Genomic DNA, 26,092 nt, shown 5'->3' on the forward strand with positions numbered 1-26,092 from the left:
CGGATCAGCGCCGCTCCAGCAGACGGCAGATTTCTTCCAATTGATCCAATGACTTATAAGAAATCCGGATCTGCCCGCCATTCGCCTTGTGGTTGATGACGACATCTAATCCAAGAGTATCGGAGAGCGTACGCTCAAGCGCGATCGTATCGGAATCCTTCTGGTCCCGCGGATTAACCGCTGGCTTCGGCTCCGACTGCGCCTTGATATCATTCTGCGCAAGCCGCTCGGCGTCGCGCACAGACATACCCTTGGAAACGATCGTGCGCGCTAGGACGGTCGGGTCAGACGTAGACACGAGCGCACGCGCGTGGCCTGCCGATAGGCTACCGGCGGCAAGCAAGTCACGAACAGGCTCCGGCAACTTCAGGAGCCGCAGCGAGTTAGCGACATGGCTACGGCTCTTGCCGATGATCTCGCCGAGATCGTTCTGTGTGTAGCCGTAATCCGCGATCAGCTGCTCGTAGCCGAGCGCTTCTTCCAATGCGTTCAGATCGGATCGCTGAACGTTCTCTACGATCGCAATCTCGAGCGCGGTCTTGTCATCGACATCGCGAACAATGACAGGAATCTCAACTAGGCCCGCCAACTGCGCTGCGCGCCAACGTCTTTCGCCGGCTATGATTTCGTACTGGCTGGTCGAAAGTGTGCGCACGACAACTGGCTGAACGATACCATGCTGGCGGATCGAGCTTGCGAGATCATGAAGCTCGCCATCATCGAAGAAGCGGCGAGGGTTGCGAGGGTTGCGCGTGATGAACTCGATTGGCACCAAACGATCGGCGCTGACCGCGCGCTGACTTGCGTCAACAGGCGCCGGCTGATCCATTTCGCCAATCAGCGCCGCGAGGCCGCGGCCCAGTCTTCTCTTCGAGACATCATCGTTCATGTCGGTACTCACCACTTATTCAAGAGCTTATTCAGGCAGCCAGACGCTGGCGTTCGCGCTGAATGACTTCGGAAGCCAACTGCAGATAAGCCTGGCTTCCAGCACATTTGAGATCGTAGAGAATGGCAGGCTTGCCGTACGAAGGCGCTTCAGACACACGCACATTGCGCGGGATTAACGTATGGTAAACCTTTTCCCCGAGATGTGTGCGTACGTCGTTCACGACCTGCTGTGCCAGATTGTTTCGAGAATCGAACATTGTGAGCACGATACCCTGGATGTCGAGCTGCGGGTTTACGCTCCTGCGAACCTGATCGACGGTCTCCAGCAACTGGCTCAAACCCTCAAGGGCGAAGAATTCGCACTGAAGAGGAACCAGCACCGAGTGCGCGGCCGCCATTGCATTCATGGTCAAGAGATTGAATGACGGGGGGCAATCGACAAGAATATAGGAAAATTGGAATGCGTCGCGCTCGGCAAGCGCTTTCTTGAGCTTGAAGACGCGATCGCTCTGCTGCGCAATCTCCATCTCAATGCCCAGGAGGTCCATGGTGGAGGGGACGATGAAGAGGTTCGGTACAGCGGTTTCTTGAACAACTTCAAGAATACCATGGTCACCGATCAAGAGGTCGTAGGATGACCGGCTGCGGTTCTTGCGATCGATACCCAAGCCGGTGCTTGCGTTACCCTGAGGATCAAGATCTACGATAAGAACGCGCTCGCCGATCGCCGCTAGCGCAGTTGCCAGATTGATGGCCGTCGTCGTCTTGCCGACGCCACCTTTCTGATTTGCGATCGTGATAATCCGATTCCGTCCAGCAACCATTGTCGCAACGCCCGATTTGTTAGACCAAATGCCGTAAATTGGAAATTTCGAGAACAACTGAATCCATCTCGACGGCACTTTTGTGTTCTACCAGATCAAATGCCCAGCGACCATGCGCATTTGCCACTTCTGATCGGTAATCCCGGCCTTTATGGAAATACGCGCGGATTTTCTCGCTACGGTTCGCGAATGGATCGACGAATTCCAGAAGTTTATCCAGATCCGCAAGCGCCCTAGCCGACACGAAATCGCAGGCTGGGAGGTCTGCGACCGCATCCTCGATCCGAACCGGATGCACGGAGCCACGGGCGCCCGTTTCCCTCAACGCCGTGCGCAAGAAGGCGGCCTTCTTGTTGTTGCTCTCAACCAGGTGCACCCAGCCGTCATTGAGTTCAGCGAGAAAGATCGCTGTCACCACGCCGGGAAAGCCGCCGCCGCTACCGAGATCGACCCAGTTGCCCACATTTGGCTGAAGCTGGAAGATCTGAGCGCTATCAGCGATATGTCGATCCCAAGCGTCCTTGAGAGTGGAGGGCGCGGAGAGATTGATAGCCTTGCTCCACTTCTGAAAAAGACCAACGAAATGCTCAAGTCGTTCCTGTGTTTCACGTGAAACACGCCGGCCGTTCAATTCCATGCGAGGACTCTCAAATAGTGTAGGTTGCAATCTATGCGGCGACGTCGCCGCGACGCAAGTGCACGAGCAGGAGCGAAATAGCTGCCGGCGTCATTCCGTCAATTCGCGAAGCCTGCGCAATGTCGTAGGGACGGACTTTCGCCAACTTCTGCTTGAGCTCGTTCGACAGGCCGGACAAGCGATCAAAGTCAAAATCCGTAGGGATAAGGCGTTCTTCATCCCGCTTGATATGAGCGACGTCAGCCTGCTGCCGGTCCATATAGACCGCATAGTTTGCCTCGATCTCCAGCGCAGCACCCGCCTTCGAATCGACTGCGCTCAACTCTGGCCACACCGGCCGAAGTGTTTCAAGATTGAAGTCAGGGAACGCCAGCAACTCATAAGCGGTACGGCGCTGACCATCGAGGTTGAGCTTAAGTCCGAACCGCCGTGCCTCGGTTGGTGTTACCGAGAGGGACGTCAAGAGCACGCGGCCAGCCTCAATCGCCGATGCATATTGCTCATAGCGATCGGTACGGGCGCGAGAAGCGATTCCCAATGAGACCGCAAGTGGTGTAAGACGAACATCCGCATTGTCAGCCCGCAGCGAGAGGCGGTATTCCGCGCGCGACGTGAACATCCGGTAGGGTTCGGCAACCCCACGCGACGTCAGATCATCGATCATCACGCCAATGTAGGAATCCGTGCGGCTGAATCGCACGGCGTCTTGCTGCCCGGCCAGACGCGCGGCATTGAGCCCAGCAACCAAACCCTGTGCTGCCGCCTCTTCATATCCCGTCGTGCCATTGATTTGCCCAGCCAGGAACAAGCCGGGCTGTTTCTTCACCTCGAGCGAAGGTTTGAGCTCCCGCGGATCGACGTGGTCATATTCAATCGCATAGCCTGGCTGCAGAATGGAGACGTTCTCAAGGCCCGGTATCGTACGAATAAACGCGTCTTGAACCTCGGCTGGAAGTGATGTCGATATGCCGTTGGGATAGACGGTGTCATCATCGAGACCTTCAGGCTCCAGAAACACCTGGTGGCCATCTCTCTCGCCGAACTTGACCAGCTTATCCTCGATCGAGGGGCAATAGCGCGGGCCGACGCCTTCAATCTGGCCGGAATACATTGCCGACCGCTTCAGATTATCGACGATGATGCGGTGTGTCGCTTCCGTCGTGCGCGTAACGCCGCAGTCGATCTGCGAGTTCACGATACGATCGGTCATGAAAGAGAAAGGGACGGCATCGTCATCCGCACCCTGCCGACCTACGCCTTCCCAGTCGATGGTCTTTCCGTTCAGTCGGGCAGGGGTGCCGGTCTTCAAGCGACCGAGCTGTAAGCCCATACCCAACAAGGTCTTCGACAGACCCATCGACGGCTCTTCACCAACGCGGCCGGCCGGAATCTTCTTGTCGCCGATATGGATGAGGCCGCGCAGGAAGGTCCCCGTCGTCAACACCACCGCACCGGCATCGAGAATCCGGCTATCTTTCATAACAACGCCAGAGACGCGGCCATCCTTAATCGACAGATCGAAGGCATCGCCCTCGATAATCGTCAGGTTAGGGATAGCGGAAATCTCGGCATGCATCGCCTGGCGGTAGAGCTTTCGATCTGCCTGCGTGCGCGGGCCGCGTACTGCCGGGCCCTTTTTCCGATTGAGCATACGGAACTGGATACCGCCGGCATCAGCCACGCGACCCATAAGGCCATCCAGCGCGTCGATCTCGCGAACCAGATGACCCTTGCCAAGGCCGCCGATTGCGGGATTGCACGACATGACGCCGATCGTCTCGCGCTTATGCGTCACGAGCGCGGTCTTCGCGCCAGCACGCGCCGCCGCGGAAGCGGCTTCGCATCCAGCGTGCCCGCCACCAATGACGATGACATCGAACCGTGAGGTATTCATAACAATGCTCCTGAGATCGCACGGTGATGCGGCAAGCCGCCCCGGGAGTCAAGGCGTTTCACGTGAAACCACGCTTTTCAGGAACGTGGCAGTGTTTCACGTGAATCATTTGCCGATGCAAAACTCTCCAAAGATGACGTCGAGCAAATTCTCGACATCGACCCTGCCAGTGATGCGGCCAAGCGCCGAGCCGGCCATCCGTAAATCTTCCGCTCTGAGATCCAGATCGGCGCGATCGTTAGCGATCGCTCGCTCCATTGCCTCAATACATTCCGCTAACGAATCGTTGTGTCGCGTCCGAGTGGGAATGGCCAGTGAATGTGGCGGGACCATCTCGCGCAACCGGTCTCCGATGGCTTGTCGTAGCTGATCCAAGCCAGCACCCGTCTCTACCGAGATCTTCACATCGTATTTACTCGGAGAGATGGCCGGCAAATCCGCCTTCGTTCCGACGCGAAGGGCGGATGATGGAACGTCGCTGTCCTCCGTCGGAACCGACATGTCCTCTATATAAATGACCAGGTCGGCGGCTTCCATCGCGGTGCGCGCGCGACGAATACCTTCACGCTCGACAACCTCCTCGGTCTCTCGCAGGCCGGCGGTATCGTAGAGCTTGACAAGAAACCCATCAATGTCGAGATCCGTCGAAAGCACATCGCGCGTCGTTCCGGCGATATCCGTTACGATCGCAATATCGCGCCTCACAAGCGCGTTCATCAGGCTTGATTTGCCAGCGTTGGGCAAACCGGCAATAACGACCTTGAACCCGTCTCTGATAATCTCGCCCGTCTTAGCCATTCCAAGATGCCGCCGGATCTCGGTGACGAGCTCGCTCATATCCGACCAGACCTGCTCCGACACCGATCCCGGGACATCGTCCTCATCAGGGAAATCCAGTTCCGCCTCGATCAACGCGCGGCCGCGCGTCAGTCGCTGCGCCCAGGCTTCGTAGATCGCCGAAAGCCCGCCGGAGCTTTGCTCGAGAGCAAGACGGCGCTGCATCTCCGTCTCTGCGGAAATCAGATCCGCAAGACCTTCGATCTCCAGCAGGTCAAGCTTCCCGTTTTCGAACGCGCGTCGGGAAAACTCGCCGGCCAGGGCCTGTCGCAACCCATCGAACGAACTCAGCTCTCTATAAACAGCACTTACGACAGCGCGGCCGCCATGCAGGTGAAATTCGACGACGTCTTCACCGGTGAAGGAGTTCGGTCCCTGGAAGAACAGCACGAGGCCATTGTCCAGCACCTCACCGTTACGGGTTCGAATCGTTCGGAACGCGGTGGTGCGGGCAGGGACAGAGCCTGAGACCATGCTGTCCATTACATTGCGAGCACTTGTCCCGCTTATGCGGATCACGGCCAAGCCAGCGGGAACCGCGCCGCTGGAGAGCGCGTAGATCGTCTCAGTGAATTCCACCACGGGCACACTCCAATTGATACGATACCGAATCGATCGGTCCGTCCGCCTAATGAAGGGTTATAGGTCTACTTCAACCAGACGTTAGAAACAGAAAAGCCGGCCATGATAACGGCCGGCTTTAGTTGATAGAATCCGGCTAAGGATAAATCAGGTGTTCATCGATTCGAAGAAATCGGAGTTGCTCTTCGTCTGCTTCAGCTTGTCGATGAGGAACTCGATCGCATCGGTTGTGCCCATCGGGGCGAGGATACGGCGGAGAACAAAAATCTTCTGCAGATCCTGGCGTGGAACAAGCAGGTCTTCCTTACGCGTACCGGACTTGAGAATGTCCATAGACGGGAAGATGCGCTTGTCGGCTACCTTGCGGTCGAGGACGATTTCCGAGTTACCGGTACCCTTGAATTCTTCGAAGATGACTTCGTCCATACGGCTGCCCGTATCGATCAGCGCGGTCGCGATAATGGTCAGCGAACCGCCTTCTTCGATGTTACGCGCCGCACCGAAGAAGCGCTTCGGGCGCTGCAGCGCGTTGGCGTCGACACCACCGGTCAGAACCTTACCGGAAGAGGGAACGACCGTGTTGTAGGCGCGGCCGAGACGGGTGATCGAATCGAGAAGGATCACGACGTCTCGACCATGTTCCACGAGGCGCTTTGCCTTCTCGATCACCATCTCGGCGACCTGCACGTGGCGGGTTGCCGGCTCGTCGAAGGTCGAGGAAACGACTTCACCCTTCACCGAACGCTGCATGTCCGTCACTTCTTCCGGACGCTCGTCGATCAGGAGAACGATAAGATAGCATTCCGGGTGATTAGCAGTGATCGAATGCGCGATATTCTGCAGGAGAACCGTCTTACCCGTGCGCGGCGGCGCGACGATGAGACCACGCTGGCCCTTGCCGAGCGGCGCGACCAGATCGATGACGCGCGACGAAAGATCCTTGTTCGTCGGGATCTCAAGTTCCATCTTGAAGCGCTCGTTCGGATAAAGCGGCGTCAGGTTGTCGAAGTGAACCTTGTGACGGATCTTTTCCGGATCGTCGAAGTTGATCGTGTTGACCTTCAGCAGCGCGAAATAGCGCTCGCCTTCCTTCGGTCCGCGGATGGGACCTTCAACCGTATCACCAGTCTTCAGCGAGAAGCGGCGGATCTGCGAGGGGGAGATGTAGATATCGTCAGGACCGGGGAGGTAGTTGGCGTTGGCGGACCGCAGGAAGCCGAAGCCGTCCTGCAGAACTTCGACCACGCCTTCGCCGATAATTTCGACGTCCTGGCTGGCAAGAACCTTGAGTATTGCGAACATCAGCTCCTGCTTTCGCATCGTGCTGGCATTCTCGACCTCGAGCGATTCGGCGAATGCCAGAAGATCGGTCGGGGATTTACTCTTAAGTTCCTGAAGCTTCATTTCAGACATGAAGTGTCCATTACTCTATAATTTTGAGGGGAAAGGCGATGTCGAGACAGTAACCGGTCCTGCGAGGAGCCCGCAGACGATCGAACTTTACATACATGCCACAAGGATGAGGTGGACGGAAAATAGCGAGTCAGCTTCGCCGCCGCAAGGGGGCTGCTTAAAATGAAGCAAATTTAACCCGTCAGCCGGCTGCGTCAAAATGGCTTGACGACGACAAGGATGACGATCGCGATCATCAAAACGGTCGGCGCCTCGTTCATGAAGCGCCAGTAGCGCGCCGAACGCCGGTTCTCGTCACGCTCGAATGCCTTCGCCGCGCGGCTGAAAAACACGTGCACGCCAGTCAAGAGAACGACGAGCCCGATCTTTGCGTGCAGCCATCCGCCCTGGAAGCCATAGACCGACCACGAGAGATACAACCCGAAGATCCAGGTCAGCATCATCGCCGGGTTCATGATCACCTTCAGCAGACGGCGTTCCATCACCTTGAAGGTTTCCGACTGCACCGAGCCGGGCTCGGCGTCTGTGTGGTAGATGAACAATCGCGGCATGTAGAACAGCCCGGCCATCCACGAGATCACGGCGATGATGTGAAGCGCCTTGATCCAGAGGTAGAGCGTATCGGGATTCCAGACGAAGAGACCCACCGCCAACGCCACAAAGAACGCGATAGCGATAAAAGCGCGCCGGCGCGCATAGGAACCGGGTCTCTCGTCGATCTGGCGTTCCATGGTCAAACCCTTCCGCCGCGAACACGCTCGACAAGCAGACGAACATTTTCGGGATCGGCCTGGGGCGTAATTCCATGCCCGAGGTTGAAGATCAGGGGACCATTCCCCAATCGCTGCAGGATATCGTCGATACCCTCTTTAAGTGCCACCCCGCCGGCAACCATTCGCATCGGATCGAGGTTGCCCTGCACCGGCCCATCCTTCTGCAGCTCGGCCGCGAAGTCGAGCGGGACGGACCAATCAAGGCCGATCGCATCAGCCTTCGTCTTCTGGCGATAGGTCTTCAGCAGATAGCCAGCGCCTTTGGCAAAGGCGATGATCTTCGCATTCGGGCGGCGCGCCTTGATCGAGGCAATCATTCGCGCCACCGGCTTCACGGCAAACGCCTCGAATTCACGCTCGCCGAGCACGCCTGCCCAGGAATCGAAAATCTGCACGGCATCAGCGCCGGCATCGATCTGCGCGACGAGATAATCTGCCGAAACATCCGCCAGCAACATCAGCAGCTTTTCGAAAGCCTTCGGATGCCGATAGGCAAACAGACGGGCAGGGGCCTGATCGGGTGTGCCATGGCCGGCGATCATATAGGTCGCAACGGTCCAGGGAGCGCCACAGAAGCCAAGCAGGGTGGTTTCCGTTGGCAGATCACGCCGAAGACGTCGAACGGTCTCCAGCACCGGTTCCAGATGCTGCATTACGCTGCTGCCATCCAGACCATCGATACCATCAACGTCGATCGGATCCATCTCCGGTCCGTGCCCCTCGGTGAAACGAACATTGCGCTTCATCGCATCGGGAATGACGAGGATGTCGGAGAAGAGAATGGCAGCATCAAAGCCATAGCGCCGTATCGGCTGCAGCGTGACCTCGACTGCGTGATCCGGGCTGTAACAGAGATCGAGGAAGCTTCCAGCCTTGGCTCGTACCTCTCGATACTCCGGCAGGTATCGGCCAGCCTGCCTCATCAGCCAGATGGGGGGAGGGCTCAATGCTTCCCCGTCCAGAACCCGCATGATCTTCCGGCGCATTTCACTCAAGCGCTTCTTCCCTATAAAAAATCAAAGATATTTATAAGGTTTCTATTTCTTAGAGTCGGTGACTATCAAGGATTAAAATCCATCCACGTCCGATACCAATTGTCACTGTTTCGCTGGCCGCTCGGGAAGAAAATCGCGTAATTCGATGTCAGAAACAGGACAGGCGAGAAATTCGATACAATTTCAATGAGATATAGCCTCCACGGAAATTCCCCAAGCTGTGGACAAGCTGTGGCTATCTTACGAAGAGCCGCAAACTTTCCACAAAACTAACAGGCCATCTTGTCCGGCCTCCAAAGAATCCGAAATGTGGAAAACTAGGCATGTTTTCCCTTGCCTAACCCCCGGCGCGTCTCGTAGCTCTCCGTCATCCAGTGTTTTCAACAGGCAGCGGAAAATAGCGTGGAGAACCGTACGAACTTCTTCCATCTGCATCTCATTTCTGACTCGACGGGCGAAACGCTGATTTCGGCCGGTCGGGCGGCATCGGCGCAATTCAAGTCGGCGCAGCCGATCGAGCATGTCTATCCGCTGATCCGCAATCGCAAGCAGCTGCTGACGGTCCTGCAGGCGATCGACGGCGAACCGGGCATCGTGCTCTACACGATTGTGGATCGCGAGCTCGCCACGCTGATCGACGAGCGTTGCCTCGAAATGGGCGTCGCCTCGGTCAATGTGCTCGAGCCTGTTCTCAATGCGTTTCAGATCTACCTCGGCGCACCGTCGCGCCGCCGGGTCGGCGCCCAGCATGTCATGAACGCCGGATACTTCGCGCGCATCGAAGCGCTGAACTTCACGATGGATCATGACGACGGCCAGATGCCGGATGATTATAATGACGCCGACGTCGTCATCATCGGTATCAGCCGCACATCGAAGACACCGACCAGCATCTATCTCGCCAACCGCGGCATCAAGACCGCCAATTTCCCGATTGTCTATGGCGTGCCCCTGCCGGAAAGCCTCTTCGAAGCGACCAAGCCGCTCATCGTCTGCCTCATCGCCACTACCGATCGCATCTCCCAGGTCCGCGAAAATCGCGACCTTGGCGCGACACCCGGCTTTGATCGCGGCGACTACACGGATCGCGCCGCCATATCGGAAGAGCTCAAATATGCCCGCTCGCTTTGCGCCCGCCACAACTGGCCGCTCATCGACGTGACGCGCCGTTCCATCGAGGAGACGGCGGCAGCAATCGTTGCTCTGCGTCCCAAGCTGCGCTAATCGCTGCCCCTAGCCAACCGCGCCGAGAGCACAGATGATACCGAAACTCATACTCGCTTCCTCCAGCCCCTTCCGTCGCATGCTGATGGAAAATGCCGGCCTGTCCTTTGAGGCTCATCCCGCGAAGGTCGATGAGCGCGCCATCGAAGCGCCGCTCGAACGAGATGGCGCAACGCCTGACGCGATCGCGCTGGTTCTCGCCAAGGCCAAAGCCAGGGAGGTGAGTGATCGCTCGCCGGGCGCAATCGTGATCGGTTCAGATCAAACCATGTCGCTGGGGCAGCGCACATTTCACAAGCCGAAGAGCATGGAAGATGCGGTCGATCATCTCACTGCGCTGTCCGCACAGACCCATCGGCTGAACAGCGCGGTCGCGCTCGCCTATAACGGCGACATCATCTGGGAGCATGTCTCGCGTGCCGAACTGACGATGCGTCCGCTCACCGATGATTTCATCAAACGGCACCTGAAGCGGGTCGGCGAGCGCGCCTTGAGCAGCGTCGGCGCCTATCAGCTTGAAGGGGAGGGACTGCAGCTTTTCTCGAAAATCGATGGCGACTACTTCACTATATTGGGGCTGCCGATGCTGCCGCTCCTGGAAAAACTGAGAGAATTGGGTGCCATCGATGGATGATTCACGTGAAACAATCGGCCCGCGCGCCTTCGTCACCGGCTTTCCCGTCAAGCATTCGCGCTCGCCGATCATCCATGGATATTGGCTGAAGTCGCTGTCGCTCGACGGAAGCTACCGTACCCATGAAGTCGCGCCGGACGATTTTCCGGCTTTCATCGAATCCCTGAAGTCGGGCGCCTCAGGTTTTGTCGGCGGCAACGTGACAATCCCACACAAGGAGATGGCGTTCAAGCTGGCTGACGAGCCGGATGATCTCTCGCGCGAGCTTGGTGCGTCCAACACGCTCTGGCTTGAGGACGGCAAGCTGAAGGCCACGAACACCGATGGCCGTGGCTTCACCGCAAATCTGGATGAGCGCCATCCCGGCTGGGACAAAGTGCGGTCGGCGGTCATTCTCGGCGCCGGCGGCGCCAGCCGTGCCGTCATCCAGGCCGTTCGCGATCGCGGCATCAAGGAGATCCACCTCGTCAACCGTACCGTTGCCCGCGCGGTCGAGCTCGCGGATCGTTTTGGAGAAGCAGTGCATCCGCATCCGATGACGGCTCTTTCCGAAGTGATGAAAGGCGCAGGCCTCTTCATCAATACCACGTCGCTGGGGATGGAAGGGGAGATCGCGCCCGATATCGATTTCTCTCCGTTGCAGTCAGACGCCGTTGTCACCGACATCGTCTACGTACCGCTGAAGACGCCCATTCTCGCGCAGGCTGAGGAACAGGGTTTCGCGACCGTCGATGGTCTGGGTATGCTGCTGCACCAGGCGGTACCCGGTTTCGAGAAATGGTTCGGCAAGCGGCCGGTCGTCGATGAGACACTTCGCGCCTTGATCATCGCGGATATGGAAAAGCATTGATGCTGAAAATCGGACTGACCGGCTCGATCGGGATGGGCAAATCGACCACGGCAAAGCTGTTTGCCGATGCCGGCCTGCCAGTCAATGATGCCGACGCCGTCGTCCATGATCTTTATGCCGGTGCAGCGGCACCGCTCATCGAGGCGGCTTTTCCAGGCTCGGTGAAAAACGGCAAGGTCGATCGCCAGGAGTTGGGCCGGCAGCTTGCGTTGCGTCCTGAAGGTTTCAAGCAGCTGGAGCAGATCGTTCATCCTCTTGTCCGCGATCGCGAGGCGATGTTTCTCGACGAGCAGCGGGGGCAGGGCACACCGATGGTGATTCTCGACATACCGCTGCTTTTCGAGAGCGGCGGCGCCGATCGCGTCGATGTCATCGTCGTCGTCAGCTGTGATCCACAGATTCAGCGTGAGCGGGTACTTGCGCGTCCGAACATGACGGAAGAGAAATTCAATATGATTCTCTCGCGCCAGACCCCGGACGCCGAAAAACGCCAGCGCGCTGATTATGTAATCGATACCGGCCATGGCATCGATGAGGCGAGGGCGCGGGTCGGCGCCATTATCGCGGACCTGAAACAGCGGATAGCGAACGGAGATTTCCCGAATGCGTGAAATCATTTTCGATACGGAAACCACCGGGCTTGATAACCGCACCGATCGCATCATCGAAATCGGCGGCATCGAACTCTTCAATCACTTTCCGACGGGAAAGACGCTGCACATCTATATCAATCCGGGTGACCAGAAGGTCCATCCGGACGCGCTCGCCGTCCATGGGATCACCGATGAGTTCCTGAAGGACAAGCAGCCTTTCGCGGCCGTGGTGCAGGAAATTCTCGATTTCTTCGGCGAAGGCAAGTGGATCGCCCACAATGCCACCTTCGACATGGGCTTCATCAATGCCGAGTTGGCGCGGCTATCGCTGCCGCCGATCTCTCCCGAAAATGTGATCGACACGCTGTCGATGGCCCGGCGCAAGAATCCGATGGGCCCGAACTCGCTCGATGCGCTCTGCCGTCGCTACGGGATCGATAACTCTCATCGCGCCAAGCACGGGGCCTTGCTCGACTCCGAACTGCTCGCCGAAGTCTATATCGAGATGATCGGCGGTCGTCAGACGGCGCTTGGTCTCGGCGTCGCGCAGAACAACGGCGGATCAGAACGCAATGACAGCGATAACGATATTGTCCTGGTCGCGCTGGAGCGGCCGCGGCCGCTTGCACCGCGCCTCAGCGAAACCGAAGCCGAGCAGCATGATGCGCTGATTGCCAAGCTCGGCCAGAAGAGCATCTGGGCTAAATACGATCGCCCAAACTAAATGCCCGGGCGCTGGCCCGGGCATCTCGGTCGTCATGTGATCAGGAATTAGTTCGCCTGCACCTTTGCGCGGGCCTGCTCTTCGGCAACGCGCTGGGCAAACATCTGCGAGAAATCGATCGGGTCGATCATCAGCGGCGGGAAGCCACCGTTGCGGGTCACGTCAGCGATGATCTGGCGCGCGAACGGGAAGAGCATGCGCGGGCACTCGATGAAGAGAACCGGCAGCATGTGTTCCTGCGGGAAGCCGGCGATCCGGAAAACGCCGCCGTAGACCAGCTCCGTGTGGAATACCGTCTTGTCGCCTTCCTTGGCTTCGGCGTTCAACGAGAGAACGACGTCGAAGTCCGTGTCGGAAAGCGGGTTGGCGTTGACGTTGACATTGATGTTGATGGCAGGTGCCTTGTCGCGGGCCTGCAGCGAACGCGGTGCACCAGGATTCTCGAAGGAAAGGTCCTTGGTGTACTGTGCTAGAATGGTAAGGCTCGGGCTCGTTGCGCCGTTATTGCTGTTTTCGCTGTCCATTGGCTTTTCCTCGAGGGCATTGGATTTCGCCGCATCTATCATTTCGACGATGTGGTTACAACCCTAGGCCAGCCGGCGCCAATCTAGCAAGAGCCTCATTCGCCTAGGCTTTTGCCGGACCATGGCGACTTGCCGTTCGGGTCGCGCTGATAATCGTCTGCATCCAGATCGACAACCGTTGCGTTGTTATCCCGATAAGGGGAGTGCGCCGATGTGCGGGACGGTCCGGATGCACCCACCACCACGAAACGACGGCTTACATAATTCCACGCAAGATCGCGGACCGCCGGGATGAAAATGAGCAGCGCTACGATATCGCTGATGAAGCCGGGAATGATCAGGAGCAGTGCGGCGATCACGAACATTGCCGGCCGCAGCAGCTCGCGGCCGGGCACAGCGCCGGCGCGTCCTTCCATCGACATGCGCTGCAGGATGCCGATACCCTGCCGGCGCAACAGCATCATGCCGGCCACGAAACTCAGCATGACCAGTCCGAGCGTTGCCCAAAGACCGATCGCCTTGCCGACAATCACGAAGCCCGCAATCTCGGCCAAAGGCATGAGCAGCAGAAAACCAGGCAGCATTGTAAGGCGCATTATTTCTCTCCGGCTCGCACCGGTCTCCATTGAAATCGGCCCAACGTACCGGACCCATTTGAATCATCTGTATATGCAGACTATATGGGTATACAAACTCTAGATGTTAACAGATTGCGGCGGGATATGGGTTCAAACGACTTCATCACTTTGTTTTTTCTCGTGGCGGCGGTGCTGATATTTTTGCAGCTACGCAATGTCCTTGGTCGACGCACGGGAAATGAGAAGCCGCCACGCGATCTCTACACGCCGCGCGATGCCGCCGGTCCCGAGACGCCGGATGCCGGAAAGGTCGTAACCCTGCCGCGCCGCGATGCGGCAGGCGAGGAAGAGGACCGCTTCGCGGCAATCGACGCCTTCGCGCCAGCCGGCACGCCCCTCAATGAATCGCTGCGGGAGATGAACAAGGCCGATCCTTCCTTCAACCCGAAGGAATTCGTGAACGGCGCCCGCATGGCTTATGAAATGATCGTGATGGCCTTTGCCGATGGCGATCGCAAGACGCTCAAGAATTTGCTGTCCAAGGAGGTCTACGAAGGCTTCGATGCGGCGATCGCTGATCGTGAGAGCAAGGGCGAGAAGGTCAAATCCACCTTCGTCGGCATCGACAAGGCCGAAATCAAGAATGTCGAGGTCAATGGTAGCGAAGCGCAGATCACCTTGCGCATCATCAGCCAGATGATTTCCGCCACCTACGACAAGGCCGATGTCCTCGTTGACGGTGACGCGGAAACCGTTGCCGAGATCAACGACCTCTGGACATTCGCACGCGACACCCGCTCGCGCGATCCGAACTGGAAACTCGTGGCCACCGAATCGGAACATGAGTGATGATGAACGAGGCTTTGCCCTCGAGGCGATAGGCTTTGACGATCTGGAAGGCTGGCGGGATGATGATCCCTCCAGCCTTTTCGAGGCTATGGAAGCCTGTCGTCAGCATATCGAGCAGACCAAGCCCTACCGCACAGGATCGTTGGGCCTGACAAGCGCCGATCTCCTGGACCTGTTGCAGGCCGCGCGCGATGCACGACCAACATCGGCGAGCGAGGCGCGAGCCTTCTTCGAAGCGCACTGTCGGCCCTACAGGATCAGGCGGACCGACGGCCAGCCCGGCTTCGTCACTGCCTTCTACGAGCCCGAGATAACCGTCTCAGCCAGTCCCGACGACGAATACCGCTTCCCATTCTACCGCCGCCCCGACGACCTGATCGACCTCGACGATCGGAACCGTCCCGCCTCGATGGATCCGTACTACATGTTCGGCCGCCTGCGTGAGGGAACGATCGAGCCCTATCTCGACCGCGCCGCCATCGACAAAGGGGCGCTGGAAGGGCAGGGGCTGGAAATTTGCTGGGCAAGATCCAAGGTCGACGTCTTCTTCGTGCATGTCCAGGGTGCCGCACGCCTGCGTTACCCCGATGGGCGCACGGGGCGCATTACCTATGCGGCCAAGGCCGGTCATCCGTTTTCGGCGATCGGCAAACTGCTGATCGACCTCGGCGAGATCGATCGGGCGAACATCTCCATTCAATCGATCCGGCATTGGCTGGCGATCAACCCCGACCGTGTCGATGATATTCTTGCCCACAACCGCTCCTACATTTTCTTCCGTGAGGTCGAGATCGACAACGAGGCCGCCGGCCCGATCGCGGCCGCCAAGGTGCCGCTCATCGCAGGACGGTCGCTTGCCGTCGATCGCCTGATCCACACCTTCGGCTTTCCATTTTATATTCATTCGCAAGGCCTGCTGCACCTGCAGGATGGAAAGCCCTTCCAACGCCTGATGCTGGCGCTCGACACCGGCTCGGCCATCGTTGGTCCGGCGCGGGGTGATATCTTCACCGGCTCCGGCGACGCGGCCGGCGAGCTTGCCGGCACCGTGCGCCACGATGCCGATTTCGCCATCCTGATCCCGAACAAAGTCGCCGCGAGGTTCGCGTGATGGCGAAGGATCGCAAGCTCAGTTCCGATGAACGCATCCTTTGGGGCAAGGTCGCGCGCAGCACGCGCCCCATGCCCGGCAACGCCGGCGCAATGAACGAGCTCGACGCCTTCCTGGTGGAGGCCGAAAAGGAAGCGGACGCCGCCAACCTGAAAGCCGCCGTCGCACCAAAATCGGTCGCAGGCGCTAGCGGGCATCCTGAACCGTCAGCGGCGCCGAAGCCCACGGGTGGCATCCATCATCCGCTGGAGCGCCCGGTCAAGCGCAAGATCGCCAAGGGCCGCCTCGCGCTCGAGGCCCGCATCGATCTTCATGGCCTCGTTCAAAGCGAAGCGCACATCATGCTGCTCGAGTTCCTGATGCGTGCGCACGATCGCGGCATGCGCCATGTCCTCGTGATCACCGGCAAGGGTAGCTCGCTCGGCAGCGATGGCGCGTTGAAGCGCGCCGTGCCGATGTGGTTCTCCAAGCCCGAATTTCGCTATCTCATCTCGTCTTATGAGGCGGCGGCGCAGCATCACGGCGGCGAGGGCGCGCTCTACATCCGCTTGTCTCGTCGCGTGGGCGATCGGCTATGACGCCGTTCGGGGAGGCGATCCGCAAGCTCAGAGAGCGCAAGGGCGTGTCGCAGAAGCAGATGGCAGAGGCTTTGAACGTCTCTCCCGCCTATCTCTCGGCACTCGAGCATGGAAAGCGCGGCGTCCCGACGTTCGATCTTCTGCAGCGCATCGCCGGCTATTTCAACATCATCTGGGATGAGGCCGACGATCTGTTCCTGATCGCGCGCTTTTCCGATCCGCGAATTGTCATCGATACCTCGGGTTTGGCGGCCGAATACACGACCTTCGCCAACCGTTTGGCGGGGTCTATTCGACATCTGGATGAGGCGACCCTGGCAAAACTGTCGGAGGTTCTCGAAAATGCGGAAAACGCCGACGGAAAACGGTCATAATCCCCTGTTTTATGCGCTCTTGGGGGCCGCTGGCATTGGGAACTTCATGCAAAAACCCTATATTCAACGTGATTAAGGCCGGTGATTCGCCCGCGTGTCACCCCGGCATCGACAACAGGGAATTCTCGACAATATGACCGATACACCCGCGACGGAAAACGGCGTTAGCACCGAGTATGGCGCAGACTCGATCAAGGTCCTGAAAGGTCTTGACGCCGTGCGCAAGCGCCCCGGCATGTATATCGGTGATACCGATGACGGCTCCGGCCTGCATCACATGGTCTACGAAGTCGTCGACAACGCCATCGACGAAGCCCTGGCCGGTCATGCCGACATCGTTACCGTCACGCTCAATGCTGATGGTTCCGTCACCGTCACCGACAACGGTCGCGGCATTCCGACGGATATTCACAGCGGCGAAGGCATTTCGGCTGCCGAAGTCATCATGACCCAGCTGCATGCCGGCGGTAAGTTCGACCAGAATTCCTACAAGGTCTCCGGCGGTCTGCACGGCGTCGGCGTTTCCGTCGTCAACGCGCTGTCGGTGTGGCTGAAGCTGAAGATCCGCCGCCAGGGCAAGATCCACGAGATGAGCTTTACGCACGGCGTGTCTGATGCCCCGCTCAAGGAAACCGGTGATTCCGGCGGCCTGACCGGCACCGAAGTCAGCTTCATGCCGAGCTCCGAAACCTTCACGATGATCGAGTTCGATTTCAACACGCTCGAACACCGCCTGCGCGAACTTGCCTTCCTCAATTCCGGCGTCCGCATCCTCCTGACCGACAAGCGCCATTCCGACGTGCGCCAGGAAGAGCTGCTCTATGATGGAGGTCTCGAAGCCTTCGTCTCCTACCTCGATCGCGCCAAGAAGCCGCTGGTCGAGCGGCCGGTCGCCATTCGTGGCGACAAGGATGGGATCACCGTTGAAGTCGCGATGTGGTGGAACGACAGCTACCACGAGAACGTGCTCTGCTTCACCAACAACATCCCGCAGCGTGACGGCGGCACCCACATGGCCGGCTTCCGCGCCGCTCTGACCCGTCAGATCACCTCCTATGCCGATACATCTGGCATCACCAAGAAGGAGAAGGTTTCTCTGACGGGCGACGATTGCCGCGAAGGCCTGACAGCTGTTCTGTCGGTCAAGGTACCGGATCCGAAGTTCTCGTCGCAGACCAAGGACAAGCTCGTTTCGTCGGAAGTTCGTCCGGTCGTCGAAAATCTCGTCAGCGAGGCGCTGAGCACTTGGCTGGAAGAACATCCAGCTGACGCCAAGATCCTCGTCGGCAAGGTGGTCGAAGCCGCCGCCGCGCGCGAAGCCGCTCGCAAGGCGCGCGAACTGACGCGCCGCAAGGGTGCGCTCGATATCGCCTCGCTTCCCGGCAAGCTCGCCGATTGCTCCGAGCGCGATCCGTCCAAGTCCGAAGTCTTCCTCGTCGAGGGTGACTCCGCAGGCGGTTCGGCCAAGCAGGGCCGGTCGCGTGAAAATCAGGCCATCCTGCCGCTGCGCGGTAAGATCTTGAACGTCGAGCGCGCGCGCTTCGACAAGATGCTGTCGAGCCAGGAAATCGGCACGCTGATCACCGCGCTCGGCGCCGGTATCGGCAAGGACGAATTCAACGCCGACAAGCTGCGCTATCACAAGATCATCATCATGACGGACGCTGACGTCGACGGCGCCCACATCAGAACGCTGCTCTTGACCTTCTTCTTCCGCCAGATGCCGGAACTGATCGAGCGCGGTCACATCTACATCGCCCAGCCGCCGCTCTATAAGGTGTCGCGCGGCAAGTCGATCCAGTATCTGAAGGACGAAAAGGCGCTTGAGGAATATCTCATCGCCCAGGGCCTCGACGATGCTGCGCTGACGCTCGGCAGCGGCGAAGTCCGCGTCGGACAGGATTTGCGCGAAGTCATCGTCGATGCGCTGCGCCTGCGCGCGCTGCTCGACAATCTGCATTCGCGATACAATCGCGCGGTCGTCGAGCAGGCGGCCATTGCCGGCGCGCTGAACGCCGAAGCGATCAGCGATGGCGCCCGCGCCGAGGAATTGGTGGCCGAAGTCGCGCGTCGCCTCGACGTTATCGCTGAGGAAACAGAGCGTGGCTGGGAAGGCGGCCTGACGAGCGAAGGCGGCCTGCGTCTCGAGCGCATGGTTCGCGGCGTCAAGGAAGTCGTGGTTCTCGACATGGCGCTTATCGGTTCGCAGGATGCACGCCTGATCGACCAGATGTCGGCTCGTCTGAAGGAAATCTACCAGACGCCGCCGAAGCTGACGCGTCGCGACGGTAATCTGGAACTGTCAGGTGCGCGCGAACTGCTGGAAGCCGTTTTCGCAAGCGGCCGCAAGGGCTTGACCATGCAGCGCTACAAGGGCCTTGGCGAAATGAACGCCGAGCAGCTTTGGGAAACCACGCTCGATCCGAACGTCCGCTCTCTGTTGCAGGTGCGCGTCAGCGACGCCACGGATGCCGATGGTCTCTTCGCCCGCCTCATGGGTGATGAGGTCGAGCCACGCCGCGAATTCATTCAGGAAAACGCGCTCAACGTGGCCAACCTCGACATCTGATCGCTTGCATTTATCGACAAACGGCCCTGCGGCTCACCAGCCGCGGGGCCGTTTTTTATTTCACCATTATCCGGCTACGAATTTGTCCTTGAAAGCGACTTCGGCGAGCGGCTTGCGCTGGCTGGGGAACTCGCGTTCCTGGTTGCGTTCAGAAAGCACGGACTTATCGGCAAGGCGCCCAAACGCAATTCCCGCTTCCACACGGTACCCCTCTGGGATAGCGAATGTATCGCGGATCTCGTCATGTTTGATGCCGCCCATCCCGTGGGCATAGAAGCCGGAGAGCTTGGCCTGCAGCGCGAGATAGCCCCAGGCGGTGCCGGCATCGAAGGAGTGCGTGTAGCTCTTGCGTCCCTCGGAAAAGTCGCCGCTGAAACCCTTGGACACAACGAAGATCAGCGCGGACGCATTCTTCGCCCATTCCTGATTGGACTCGACCAGCAGCGATACGAATTTATCCCAGTCGTCGGAGCCCTTCAGCGTGTAGATGAAGCGCCACGGCTGCTGGTTGGCGGAAGAGGGCGCCCAATGCGCGGCGTCCAGCACGGTCATGGTCAGCTTCATCGATGATCTCGCCGGTAAAGGCGCGGGGCGACCAGCGGTCGAGAAAGATCGGCTCGATCGGGTATTGGGATTCGCGGCTGTTGCTCTTTGTCATGATCTTTCCGATGGTTGGTGGCGCGGTGCAGGGGTTTGATCTCCTCGGCAAACGCAGTCTTGTCACTCTTATGCGTCCGTCAAGATATGTGGGCACCCCGCGCGGGAAAGACAGTGGCCCCTTGCCCGGATTTTTGCAGGACTTTTAAACGAGCGTACCGCTCGCGCGAAAAGCCGTAATGACACCCGTGAATAATTCGTTCATAGGTGATGGAAACATGGCTCACGCTGAGGAGGATATTCGATGAAGCTCATGCGCGTTGGAGAGATCGGCCAGGAAAAGCCGGCAATGCTGGATGCTGGCGGCAAGATCAGGGATCTGTCCGGTCATGTATCCGATATCGCGGGCGCGTCGATCTCGCCTGAGGGCTTGGCCAAGCTGGCGGCGATCGACCCGAAAACCCTTCCCGAACTCCAGCCAGGCCGCATCGGCGCCTGCGTTGCCGGCACCGGCAAGTTCATCTGCATCGGCCTCAACTTCTCCGACCACGCCGCCGAGACCGGCGCCGCTGTGCCGCCCGAACCCGTCATCTTCATGAAGGCCACTTCGGCCATCGTCGGCCCGAACGACAACGTTCTGATCCCGCGCGGCTCCGAAAAGACCGATTGGGAAGTCGAGCTTGGCGTCGTCATCGGCAAGACCGCGAAATATGTCAGCGAAGCCGACGCGCTCGACTATGTGGCGGGCTATTGCGTCTCGCATGACGTCTCCGAGCGCGCCTTCCAGACGGAGCGCGCCGGGCAGTGGACGAAGGGTAAGTCCTGCGACACTTTCGGCCCGATCGGCCCATGGCTGGTGACCAAGGACGAGATCCCCGATCCGCAGAACCTCGGCATGTGGCTGAAGGTCAATGGGGAGACGATGCAGGACGGCTCGTCGAAGACCATGGTCTATGGCGTCGCCTTCGTCGTTTCCTATCTCAGCCAGTTCATGTCGCTGCATCCCGGCGACGTCATCTCGACCGGCACCCCTCCTGGCGTCGGCATGGGCATGAAGCCGCAGCGCTTCCTGCGCGCCGGCGACGTTGTCGAGCTCGGCATCGAAGGTCTCGGTACGCAGAAGCAGACGTTTCAGGCCGATCTCTAGGCGTTTGACGTGTGTTAAGCATTTGAGCGCAGCATCATGCCGGGGAGAGAATCCCCGGCATTTCTTTATTGCGGTGCGGATCGCTCATGTTGCTGTGCAACAAAAACCTGTTACTGTGCGTTAAGATGCCAGCACATCGTTGGAAAGAGTTCGATGCCTTTCAGCAGGCGTCATCTTCCAGATGAAAGAAAGGTGATGCATCTCATGTTTTACCAGCTTTATGAAATGAATCATGCCGCGATGGCGCCTTACCGCGCCGTGGCAGACATCATGCGGCTTGCCTATGCCAACCCGCTCAATCCGCTGTCCCAAACCCCGTGGGGCCGGACAATGGCCGCAGCACTCGAAATGTTCGAGCGCACGACGCGTCGCTATGGCAAGCCGTCCTTCGATCTGCCCGAGACCGTCATTGGCGACAAGAAGGTAGCGGTTCGAGAAGAGGTCGTCTGGGCACGACCCTTCTGCAATCTGCTGCATTTCTCGCGCAACCTGCCGGCCGCTCACGCTCCCGACCCGCGCATCCTGATCGTCGCCCCCATGTCCGGGCACTACGCGACGCTTTTGCGCGGCACGGTTGAGGCACTGCTGCCGAGCGCGGATATCTACATCACCGATTGGATCGACGCCCGCATGGTGCCGATGACCGACGGGACCTTCGATTTCAACGACTATGTCGATTACGTCATCGAGATCCTGCACTTCCTCGGGCCGGACACGCATGTAGTCGCGGTCTGTCAGCCCTCCGTGCCAGTGCTCGCTGCCGCTGCCGTCATGGAAGAGGCCAACGATCCGCTTGCGCCGGCGTCGATCACGCTGATGGGCGGCCCGATCGACACCCGCATCAATCCGACCGCCGTCAACCAGCTGGCCAAGGACAAGCCGCTGGAATGGTTCGCCGAAAACGTGATCATGAACGTCCCTTGGCCGCAGCCGGGCTTCATGCGGCCGGTCTATCCGGGCTTCCTGCAGCTCTCCGGCTTCATGTCGATGAACCTCGACAGGCATCTCGTCGCCCACAAGGAGTTCTTCATGCACCTGGTGAAGAACGACGGCGAGCCGGCCGAGAAGCATCGCGACTTCTACGACGAATATCTGGCCGTCATGGATCTGACTGCCGAGTTCTATCTGCAGACCGTCGATCAGGTCTTCATCAGGCACGCGCTTCCGAAGGGCGAACTCGAGCATCGCGGCAAGCTGGTCGACCCCACGGCAATCCGCAACGTGGCGCTTCTGACCGTCGAAGGCGAGAACGACGACATCTCGGGTGTCGGCCAGACCAAGGCCGCACAGACCATTTGCACCAACATCCCCGACCACATGCGCATGCACTACCTGCAGCCGGATGTCGGTCACTACGGTGTCTTCAACGGCTCGCGTTTCCGCCGCGAGATCGCGCCCCGCATCATCAATTTCGTCCGCGAGCATGGACGCGTCGGAAAGCCTGCGGTCAAGCGCGTGATCAAGGGCGGCAAATCAACCTGATTTAGCATCGTCTGAATTAGCTTTGTGCTTTCAAGGCCTTGTCCGATTTGAGCGGAAATCGTCTTGAAGCGGTGTCAAACGGTAACCACATCGATTTCCAGCGTTCGGCATTTCGCCGGGCGCGAAAATGCGAGGATACCGCACGATGAACCAGTCAGCATTGCTTCGCCCGGATTGGACTCCGGCTACCATTGCCCTGATGATCCTCGGCTTCGTGGTTTTCTGGCCTCTGGGTCTCGCCATGCTCGCCTACATCATCTTCGGGGAGCGTCTGCGCGGCTTCAAGCGCGACGCCAATAGTGCCGCCGATGGATTCTTCGCCGGCTGCCGACGTTCGCATGGCCGCTATCGCCCGCAATTCTCAACGGGCAATGTCGCCTTCGACGATTGGCGCAAGGCCGAGCTCGACAGGCTCGAGGAAGAACGCCGCAAGCTTGATGAAATGCGCGAGGACTTCGAAACCTATGTGCGCGAGCTCCGCCGCGCCAAGGATCAGGACGAGTTCGACCGCTATATGCGCGATCGCAAGAACACCAGGCGCGATGATAACGGCCCGGTTGCCGAATATCAGGCGCCGTAACTGCGATCGGCATCAAAACATCAGCCGGCACCATCAGGTGCCGGTTTTTCTTTGACCGGAATTGCGACGAATCATATAGAAAATACCGATGTTCCCGCTCTTGTCCAAGCCACGACGCAGTGTCCGCAAACCGGCTCCGCCGGAGACGCGCACGCTCGACGTTGCCGGACGGCTGATGCCGCTGACGATCAAGCAGCACGAGCGCGCAACCCGTATCACGCTGCGCATCGAACCCGGTGGCCGCGCCCTGAAGATGACGATCCCGAGCGGCTTGGCGCGACGCGACGTCGACGCCTTCCTCGACCGACACCAGGGCTGGCTCATGACCAAGCTGGCGAAATTCTCGACCGATACCGGCCTTCACGATGGCGGCACGATCCTTTTTCGCGGCGTATCCCATCGCATTCAGCACACGGGCAGCCTGCGCGGACTGACCGAGGCGACCGTCATCGATGGCAAGCCGGTGCTGCGGGTGAGCGGCATGCCGGAGCATCTCGGCCGCCGCATCGCGACATTCCTGAAGAAGGAAGCACGCGCCGATCTGGAGCGCCTGGCAAAATTTCATGCACATTCGATCCGGGCGCCGATCAAGTCGATCTCGATGAAGGACACCCGCAGCCGCTGGGGCTCCTGTTCGGCCGAGGGAAACCTCAGCTTCTCCTGGCGCATCATCATGGCGCCGCCATCAGTCGTTGACTATCTCGCCGCCCACGAAGTTGCCCATCTCAAGGAGATGAACCACGGTCCCCACTTCTGGGCGCTGTGCAAGAAGCTCTGCCCTGGCATGGAGGATGCGAAATCCTGGCTGAAGCGGCACGGCAGCCTGCTGCACGCGATCGACTTCGACTGATAAGCCCTCGCCTATAAACCACCGTCCAAAATATCGCAGCACTCGGAATTGGCTCGACTCACGGCCTTTTTCGTGTCACTTCGCTGCCATGAAACCGGATATCAAAATCTGCGGCCTGAAAACGGCCGAAGCGATCGATCGCGCGGTGACGCGCGGCGCCACCCATATCGGCTTCATCTTCTTCGAAAAGAGCCCGCGCTATATCGAGCCCGACGATGCCGCCAAGCTGGCCGACCGGGTGCGTGGCCGCGCCAAGATCGTTGCCGTGGTGGTCAATCCGACGAATGATGATCTCGATGAGATTGTTGCCACCTTGAGGCCAGATATTCTCCAGCTTCACGGTGACGAAAGCCCCGAGCGCGTTTTGACCATAAAGGCCGTGTACGCTTTGCCTGTTATGAAGGCGTTTTCGATCCGCACGGCCGATGATCTGAAGCGCGTCGAGGCCTATATTGGTATCGCCGATCGTTTCCTCTTCGACGCGAAGCCGCCGAAGGGGTCCGAATTGCCCGGCGGCAATGGCGTGTCCTTCGATTGGACGCTGCTCAGCTGGCTTGACGGCACGGTGGATTACATGCTTTCCGGTGGCCTGAACAAGGACAACATCGCCGAAGCCCTTGCCATCACCAAGGCGCCGGGGCTCGATGCGTCCTCGGGCCTGGAAAGCGCGCCCGGCGTGAAAAGCGTCGCACTGATTGATGAGTTTTTCGATGCGGTCGAGCAGGCTTGCCGGCCTGAAATGGCCTCAGGGAGTTGATAGTGAACGAGACGCCAAAACCCAATTCATTCCGCTCCGGTCCCGATGAGGATGGCCGCTTCGGCATTTACGGCGGCCGCTTTGTCGCCGAAACGCTGATGCCGCTGATCCTGGAACTGCAGGACGAGTGGGACAAGGCGAAGACCGATCCGGAATTCCAGGCGGAGTTGAAGCATCTCGGCACGCATTATATCGGCCGCCCGAGCCCGCTCTATTTCGCCGAGCGCCTGACCGCCGAACTCGGCGGCGCCAAGATCTACTTCAAGCGTGAAGAGCTGAACCACACCGGTTCGCACAAGATCAATAACTGCATCGGCCAGATCCTGCTTGCCAAGCGCATGGGCAAGACCCGCATCATCGCCGAAACAGGCGCCGGTCAGCACGGCGTTGCCTCGGCGACTGTTGCCGCCCGTTTCGGTCTCCCCTGCGTCGTCTACATGGGCGCGACCGATGTCGAGCGCCAGGCGCCGAACGTGTTCCGCATGAAGCTCCTGGGCGCCGAAGTGAAGCCGGTTACCGCCGGCCATGGCACGCTCAAGGACGCCATGAACGAGGCGCTGCGTGACTGGGTGACCAATGTCGACGACACCTATTACCTGATCGGCACGGCCGCCGGCCCGCATCCCTATCCCGAGATGGTCCGCGATTTCCAGGCCGTCATCGGCGCGGAAGCCAAGGAGCAGATGCTCGAAGCCGAAGGCCGCCTTCCTGATCTCGTCGTTGCAGCCGTCGGCGGCGGCTCGAATGCGATCGGCATCTTCCATTCGTTCCTCGATGACGCCAGCGTCAAGATCGTCGGCGTCGAAGCCGGCGGCAAGGGCCTGCAGGGCGATGAGCATTGCGCCTCGATCACCGCGGGCTCGCCCGGCGTTCTTCATGGCAACCGCACCTATCTGCTGCAGGATGGCGACGGCCAGATCAAGGAAGGCCACTCGATTTCGGCCGGCCTCGATTATCCCGGCATCGGCCCCGAGCACTCCTATCTGAACGATATCGGCCGCGTCGAATACGTGCCGATCATGGACCACGAAGCGCTCGAAGCCTTCCAGACGCTGACGCGCCTTGAGGGCATCATCCCGGCGCTCGAGCCCTCGCATGCGCTGGCCGAAGTCATCAAGCGTGCGCCGAAGATGGGCAAGGACGAGATCATCCTGATGAACCTGTCCGGTCGCGGCGACAAGGACATCTTCACCGTCGGCAAGATTCTGGGAATGGGTGCATAAGT

At 59.3% G+C, this 26,092-nt stretch carries 26 protein-coding genes and 1 pseudogene; 16 read left to right on the forward strand and 11 right to left on the reverse strand.

What is annotated here, in order from left to right; all coding sequences use genetic code 11:
* Nucleotides 1-4 precede the first annotated feature (4 nt).
* The 8 genes from AC1DOG_RS12840 to hemE form a co-directional block, all read right to left on the reverse strand.
* Nucleotides 5-889: a ParB/RepB/Spo0J family partition protein gene (locus AC1DOG_RS12840; RefSeq protein ID WP_018901110.1), complete on the reverse strand. Its 885-nt coding sequence runs from the start codon at nt 887-889 to the stop codon at nt 5-7.
* A gap of 31 nt (nt 890-920) precedes the next feature.
* Nucleotides 921-1,715 carry a ParA family protein gene (locus tag AC1DOG_RS12845; protein WP_018901111.1) on the reverse strand — a complete coding sequence of 265 codons (795 nt, stop codon included), beginning with the start codon at nt 1,713-1,715 and terminating at the stop codon, nt 921-923.
* A gap of 19 nt (nt 1,716-1,734) precedes the next feature.
* On the reverse strand, nt 1,735-2,352 hold the full coding sequence (gene rsmG / locus AC1DOG_RS12850) for a 16S rRNA (guanine(527)-N(7))-methyltransferase RsmG (protein WP_477928459.1): 618 nt from the start codon (nt 2,350-2,352) through the stop codon (nt 1,735-1,737).
* Between the two features lie 31 nt (nt 2,353-2,383).
* Nucleotides 2,384-4,246, reverse strand: coding sequence for a tRNA uridine-5-carboxymethylaminomethyl(34) synthesis enzyme MnmG (gene mnmG, locus AC1DOG_RS12855; RefSeq protein WP_477928461.1), 1,863 nt, complete (start codon nt 4,244-4,246; stop codon nt 2,384-2,386).
* A 105-nt stretch (nt 4,247-4,351) separates the two neighbouring features.
* Nucleotides 4,352-5,665, reverse strand: a complete 1,314-nt coding sequence (mnmE, locus tag AC1DOG_RS12860; protein WP_477928463.1) for a tRNA uridine-5-carboxymethylaminomethyl(34) synthesis GTPase MnmE — start codon at nt 5,663-5,665, stop codon at nt 4,352-4,354.
* A 147-nt stretch (nt 5,666-5,812) separates the two neighbouring features.
* Nucleotides 5,813-7,078 carry a transcription termination factor Rho gene (gene rho / locus AC1DOG_RS12865; RefSeq protein ID WP_018901115.1) on the reverse strand — a complete coding sequence of 422 codons (1,266 nt, stop codon included), beginning with the start codon at nt 7,076-7,078 and terminating at the stop codon, nt 5,813-5,815.
* Between the two features lie 194 nt (nt 7,079-7,272).
* Nucleotides 7,273-7,809 carry a protoporphyrinogen oxidase HemJ gene (gene hemJ / locus AC1DOG_RS12870; RefSeq protein WP_018901116.1) on the reverse strand — a complete coding sequence of 179 codons (537 nt, stop codon included), beginning with the start codon at nt 7,807-7,809 and terminating at the stop codon, nt 7,273-7,275.
* Between the two features lie 2 nt (nt 7,810-7,811).
* Entirely contained in the window at nt 7,812-8,846 is a 1,035-nt protein-coding gene (gene hemE, locus AC1DOG_RS12875) for a uroporphyrinogen decarboxylase (RefSeq protein WP_477928465.1), read from the reverse strand.
* A 402-nt stretch (nt 8,847-9,248) separates the two neighbouring features.
* On the opposite strand from hemE, the gene AC1DOG_RS12880 reads away from it, so the two are divergent.
* Genes AC1DOG_RS12880 through dnaQ form a run of 5 tightly spaced genes read left to right on the forward strand, consistent with a single transcriptional unit; the run spans nt 9,249 to nt 12,871 of the window.
* Nucleotides 9,249-10,070, forward strand: coding sequence for a pyruvate, water dikinase regulatory protein (locus AC1DOG_RS12880; protein ID WP_477928467.1), 822 nt, complete (start codon nt 9,249-9,251; stop codon nt 10,068-10,070).
* A 34-nt stretch (nt 10,071-10,104) separates the two neighbouring features.
* Nucleotides 10,105-10,704 (forward strand): Maf-like protein, encoded by a 600-nt coding sequence (locus AC1DOG_RS12885; protein ID WP_477928469.1) that lies wholly within the window; start codon nt 10,105-10,107, stop codon nt 10,702-10,704.
* On the forward strand, nt 10,697-11,554 hold the full coding sequence (locus tag AC1DOG_RS12890) for a shikimate dehydrogenase (protein WP_477928470.1): 858 nt from the start codon (nt 10,697-10,699) through the stop codon (nt 11,552-11,554). The genes AC1DOG_RS12885 and AC1DOG_RS12890 overlap by 8 nt, the downstream gene beginning before the upstream one ends.
* Nucleotides 11,554-12,165 (forward strand): dephospho-CoA kinase, encoded by a 612-nt coding sequence (gene coaE, locus AC1DOG_RS12895; protein ID WP_477928540.1) that lies wholly within the window; start codon nt 11,554-11,556, stop codon nt 12,163-12,165. Before AC1DOG_RS12890 ends, coaE begins: the two co-directional genes overlap by 1 nt.
* On the forward strand, nt 12,158-12,871 hold the full coding sequence (gene dnaQ, locus AC1DOG_RS12900) for a DNA polymerase III subunit epsilon (RefSeq protein WP_477928472.1): 714 nt from the start codon (nt 12,158-12,160) through the stop codon (nt 12,869-12,871). Before coaE ends, dnaQ begins: the two co-directional genes overlap by 8 nt.
* Before the next feature lie 47 nt (nt 12,872-12,918).
* Here dnaQ and secB read toward each other — a convergent pair whose 3' ends face one another.
* Both secB and AC1DOG_RS12910 read right to left on the reverse strand, forming a co-directional pair.
* A complete protein-coding gene (gene secB, locus AC1DOG_RS12905; protein WP_018901123.1) occupies nt 12,919-13,395 on the reverse strand; it encodes a protein-export chaperone SecB in 477 nt (158 codons plus the stop codon).
* A 95-nt stretch (nt 13,396-13,490) separates the two neighbouring features.
* A complete protein-coding gene (locus tag AC1DOG_RS12910; RefSeq protein ID WP_112973941.1) occupies nt 13,491-13,991 on the reverse strand; it encodes an FxsA family protein in 501 nt (166 codons plus the stop codon).
* Between the two features lie 126 nt (nt 13,992-14,117).
* On the opposite strand from AC1DOG_RS12910, the gene AC1DOG_RS12915 reads away from it, so the two are divergent.
* The 5 genes from AC1DOG_RS12915 (at nt 14,118) to gyrB (ending at nt 19,454) form a co-directional block, all read left to right on the forward strand.
* Nucleotides 14,118-14,822: a Tim44/TimA family putative adaptor protein gene (locus AC1DOG_RS12915; protein WP_018901125.1), complete on the forward strand. Its 705-nt coding sequence runs from the start codon at nt 14,118-14,120 to the stop codon at nt 14,820-14,822.
* Nucleotides 14,815-15,933: a murein transglycosylase A gene (gene mltA / locus AC1DOG_RS12920; protein ID WP_477928475.1), complete on the forward strand. Its 1,119-nt coding sequence runs from the start codon at nt 14,815-14,817 to the stop codon at nt 15,931-15,933. The genes AC1DOG_RS12915 and mltA overlap by 8 nt, the downstream gene beginning before the upstream one ends.
* Nucleotides 15,933-16,511, forward strand: coding sequence for a Smr/MutS family protein (locus AC1DOG_RS12925; protein WP_477928477.1), 579 nt, complete (start codon nt 15,933-15,935; stop codon nt 16,509-16,511). Before mltA ends, AC1DOG_RS12925 begins: the two co-directional genes overlap by 1 nt.
* Complete coding sequence (locus AC1DOG_RS12930) at nt 16,508-16,885, forward strand: helix-turn-helix domain-containing protein (protein ID WP_018901128.1); 378 nt, start codon at nt 16,508-16,510, stop codon at nt 16,883-16,885. Before AC1DOG_RS12925 ends, AC1DOG_RS12930 begins: the two co-directional genes overlap by 4 nt.
* A gap of 133 nt (nt 16,886-17,018) precedes the next feature.
* Nucleotides 17,019-19,454, forward strand: a complete 2,436-nt coding sequence (gyrB, locus tag AC1DOG_RS12935) for a DNA topoisomerase (ATP-hydrolyzing) subunit B (RefSeq protein ID WP_477928479.1) — start codon at nt 17,019-17,021, stop codon at nt 19,452-19,454.
* 66 nt (nt 19,455-19,520) lie between these two features.
* Here gyrB and AC1DOG_RS12940 read toward each other — a convergent pair.
* Nucleotides 19,521-20,112, reverse strand: a pseudogene (locus AC1DOG_RS12940) (nitroreductase family protein).
* Nucleotides 20,113-20,355: 243 nt separating this feature from the next.
* Between AC1DOG_RS12940 and AC1DOG_RS12945 the strand changes: the two are divergent.
* From AC1DOG_RS12945 to trpB, 6 genes are all read left to right on the forward strand, one after another.
* Nucleotides 20,356-21,198 carry a fumarylacetoacetate hydrolase family protein gene (locus AC1DOG_RS12945; protein ID WP_477928481.1) on the forward strand — a complete coding sequence of 281 codons (843 nt, stop codon included), beginning with the start codon at nt 20,356-20,358 and terminating at the stop codon, nt 21,196-21,198.
* A gap of 204 nt (nt 21,199-21,402) precedes the next feature.
* Nucleotides 21,403-22,680, forward strand: a complete 1,278-nt coding sequence (locus AC1DOG_RS12950) for a polyhydroxyalkanoate depolymerase (RefSeq protein WP_477928542.1) — start codon at nt 21,403-21,405, stop codon at nt 22,678-22,680.
* Between the two features lie 145 nt (nt 22,681-22,825).
* Nucleotides 22,826-23,260, forward strand: a complete 435-nt coding sequence (locus tag AC1DOG_RS12955; RefSeq protein ID WP_113011904.1) for a DUF2852 domain-containing protein — start codon at nt 22,826-22,828, stop codon at nt 23,258-23,260.
* A gap of 88 nt (nt 23,261-23,348) precedes the next feature.
* Nucleotides 23,349-24,110 carry a M48 family metallopeptidase gene (locus AC1DOG_RS12960; RefSeq protein ID WP_112942653.1) on the forward strand — a complete coding sequence of 254 codons (762 nt, stop codon included), beginning with the start codon at nt 23,349-23,351 and terminating at the stop codon, nt 24,108-24,110.
* A gap of 88 nt (nt 24,111-24,198) precedes the next feature.
* Nucleotides 24,199-24,867, forward strand: coding sequence for a phosphoribosylanthranilate isomerase (locus AC1DOG_RS12965; protein ID WP_018901135.1), 669 nt, complete (start codon nt 24,199-24,201; stop codon nt 24,865-24,867).
* Between the two features lie 2 nt (nt 24,868-24,869).
* The gene (gene trpB, locus AC1DOG_RS12970; protein ID WP_477928484.1) at nt 24,870-26,090 is read left to right on the forward strand and encodes a tryptophan synthase subunit beta; all 1,221 of its coding nucleotides are present in this window, start codon (nt 24,870-24,872) and stop codon (nt 26,088-26,090) included.
* Nucleotides 26,091-26,092 lie beyond the last annotated feature (2 nt).

Source organism: Rhizobium sp. 01N48 (assembly GCF_056399145.1).

Coding starts and splice junctions, on each gene's coding strand:
- mnmG (WP_477928461.1), bottom strand. CDS start 4,246: ATGAATACCTCACGGTTCGATGTCATCGTCATTGGTGGCGGGCACGCT.
- rsmG (WP_477928459.1), bottom strand. CDS start 2,352: ATGGAATTGAACGGCCGGCGTGTTTCACGTGAAACACAGGAACGACTT.
- AC1DOG_RS12955 (WP_113011904.1), top strand. CDS start 22,826: ATGAACCAGTCAGCATTGCTTCGCCCGGATTGGACTCCGGCTACCATT.
- mltA (WP_477928475.1), top strand. CDS start 14,815: ATGAGTGATGATGAACGAGGCTTTGCCCTCGAGGCGATAGGCTTTGAC.
- AC1DOG_RS12945 (WP_477928481.1), top strand. CDS start 20,356: ATGAAGCTCATGCGCGTTGGAGAGATCGGCCAGGAAAAGCCGGCAATG.
- hemJ (WP_018901116.1), bottom strand. CDS start 7,809: ATGGAACGCCAGATCGACGAGAGACCCGGTTCCTATGCGCGCCGGCGC.
- AC1DOG_RS12840 (WP_018901110.1), bottom strand. CDS start 889: ATGAACGATGATGTCTCGAAGAGAAGACTGGGCCGCGGCCTCGCGGCG.
- gyrB (WP_477928479.1), top strand. CDS start 17,019: ATGACCGATACACCCGCGACGGAAAACGGCGTTAGCACCGAGTATGGC.
- AC1DOG_RS12890 (WP_477928470.1), top strand. CDS start 10,697: ATGGATGATTCACGTGAAACAATCGGCCCGCGCGCCTTCGTCACCGGC.
- AC1DOG_RS12910 (WP_112973941.1), bottom strand. CDS start 13,991: ATGCGCCTTACAATGCTGCCTGGTTTTCTGCTGCTCATGCCTTTGGCC.
- AC1DOG_RS12965 (WP_018901135.1), top strand. CDS start 24,199: ATGAAACCGGATATCAAAATCTGCGGCCTGAAAACGGCCGAAGCGATC.
- secB (WP_018901123.1), bottom strand. CDS start 13,395: ATGGACAGCGAAAACAGCAATAACGGCGCAACGAGCCCGAGCCTTACC.
- AC1DOG_RS12960 (WP_112942653.1), top strand. CDS start 23,349: ATGTTCCCGCTCTTGTCCAAGCCACGACGCAGTGTCCGCAAACCGGCT.
- AC1DOG_RS12845 (WP_018901111.1), bottom strand. CDS start 1,715: ATGGTTGCTGGACGGAATCGGATTATCACGATCGCAAATCAGAAAGGT.
- dnaQ (WP_477928472.1), top strand. CDS start 12,158: ATGCGTGAAATCATTTTCGATACGGAAACCACCGGGCTTGATAACCGC.
- AC1DOG_RS12915 (WP_018901125.1), top strand. CDS start 14,118: ATGGGTTCAAACGACTTCATCACTTTGTTTTTTCTCGTGGCGGCGGTG.
- AC1DOG_RS12930 (WP_018901128.1), top strand. CDS start 16,508: ATGACGCCGTTCGGGGAGGCGATCCGCAAGCTCAGAGAGCGCAAGGGC.
- coaE (WP_477928540.1), top strand. CDS start 11,554: ATGCTGAAAATCGGACTGACCGGCTCGATCGGGATGGGCAAATCGACC.
- AC1DOG_RS12925 (WP_477928477.1), top strand. CDS start 15,933: ATGGCGAAGGATCGCAAGCTCAGTTCCGATGAACGCATCCTTTGGGGC.
- AC1DOG_RS12885 (WP_477928469.1), top strand. CDS start 10,105: ATGATACCGAAACTCATACTCGCTTCCTCCAGCCCCTTCCGTCGCATG.
- AC1DOG_RS12950 (WP_477928542.1), top strand. CDS start 21,403: ATGTTTTACCAGCTTTATGAAATGAATCATGCCGCGATGGCGCCTTAC.
- rho (WP_018901115.1), bottom strand. CDS start 7,078: ATGTCTGAAATGAAGCTTCAGGAACTTAAGAGTAAATCCCCGACCGAT.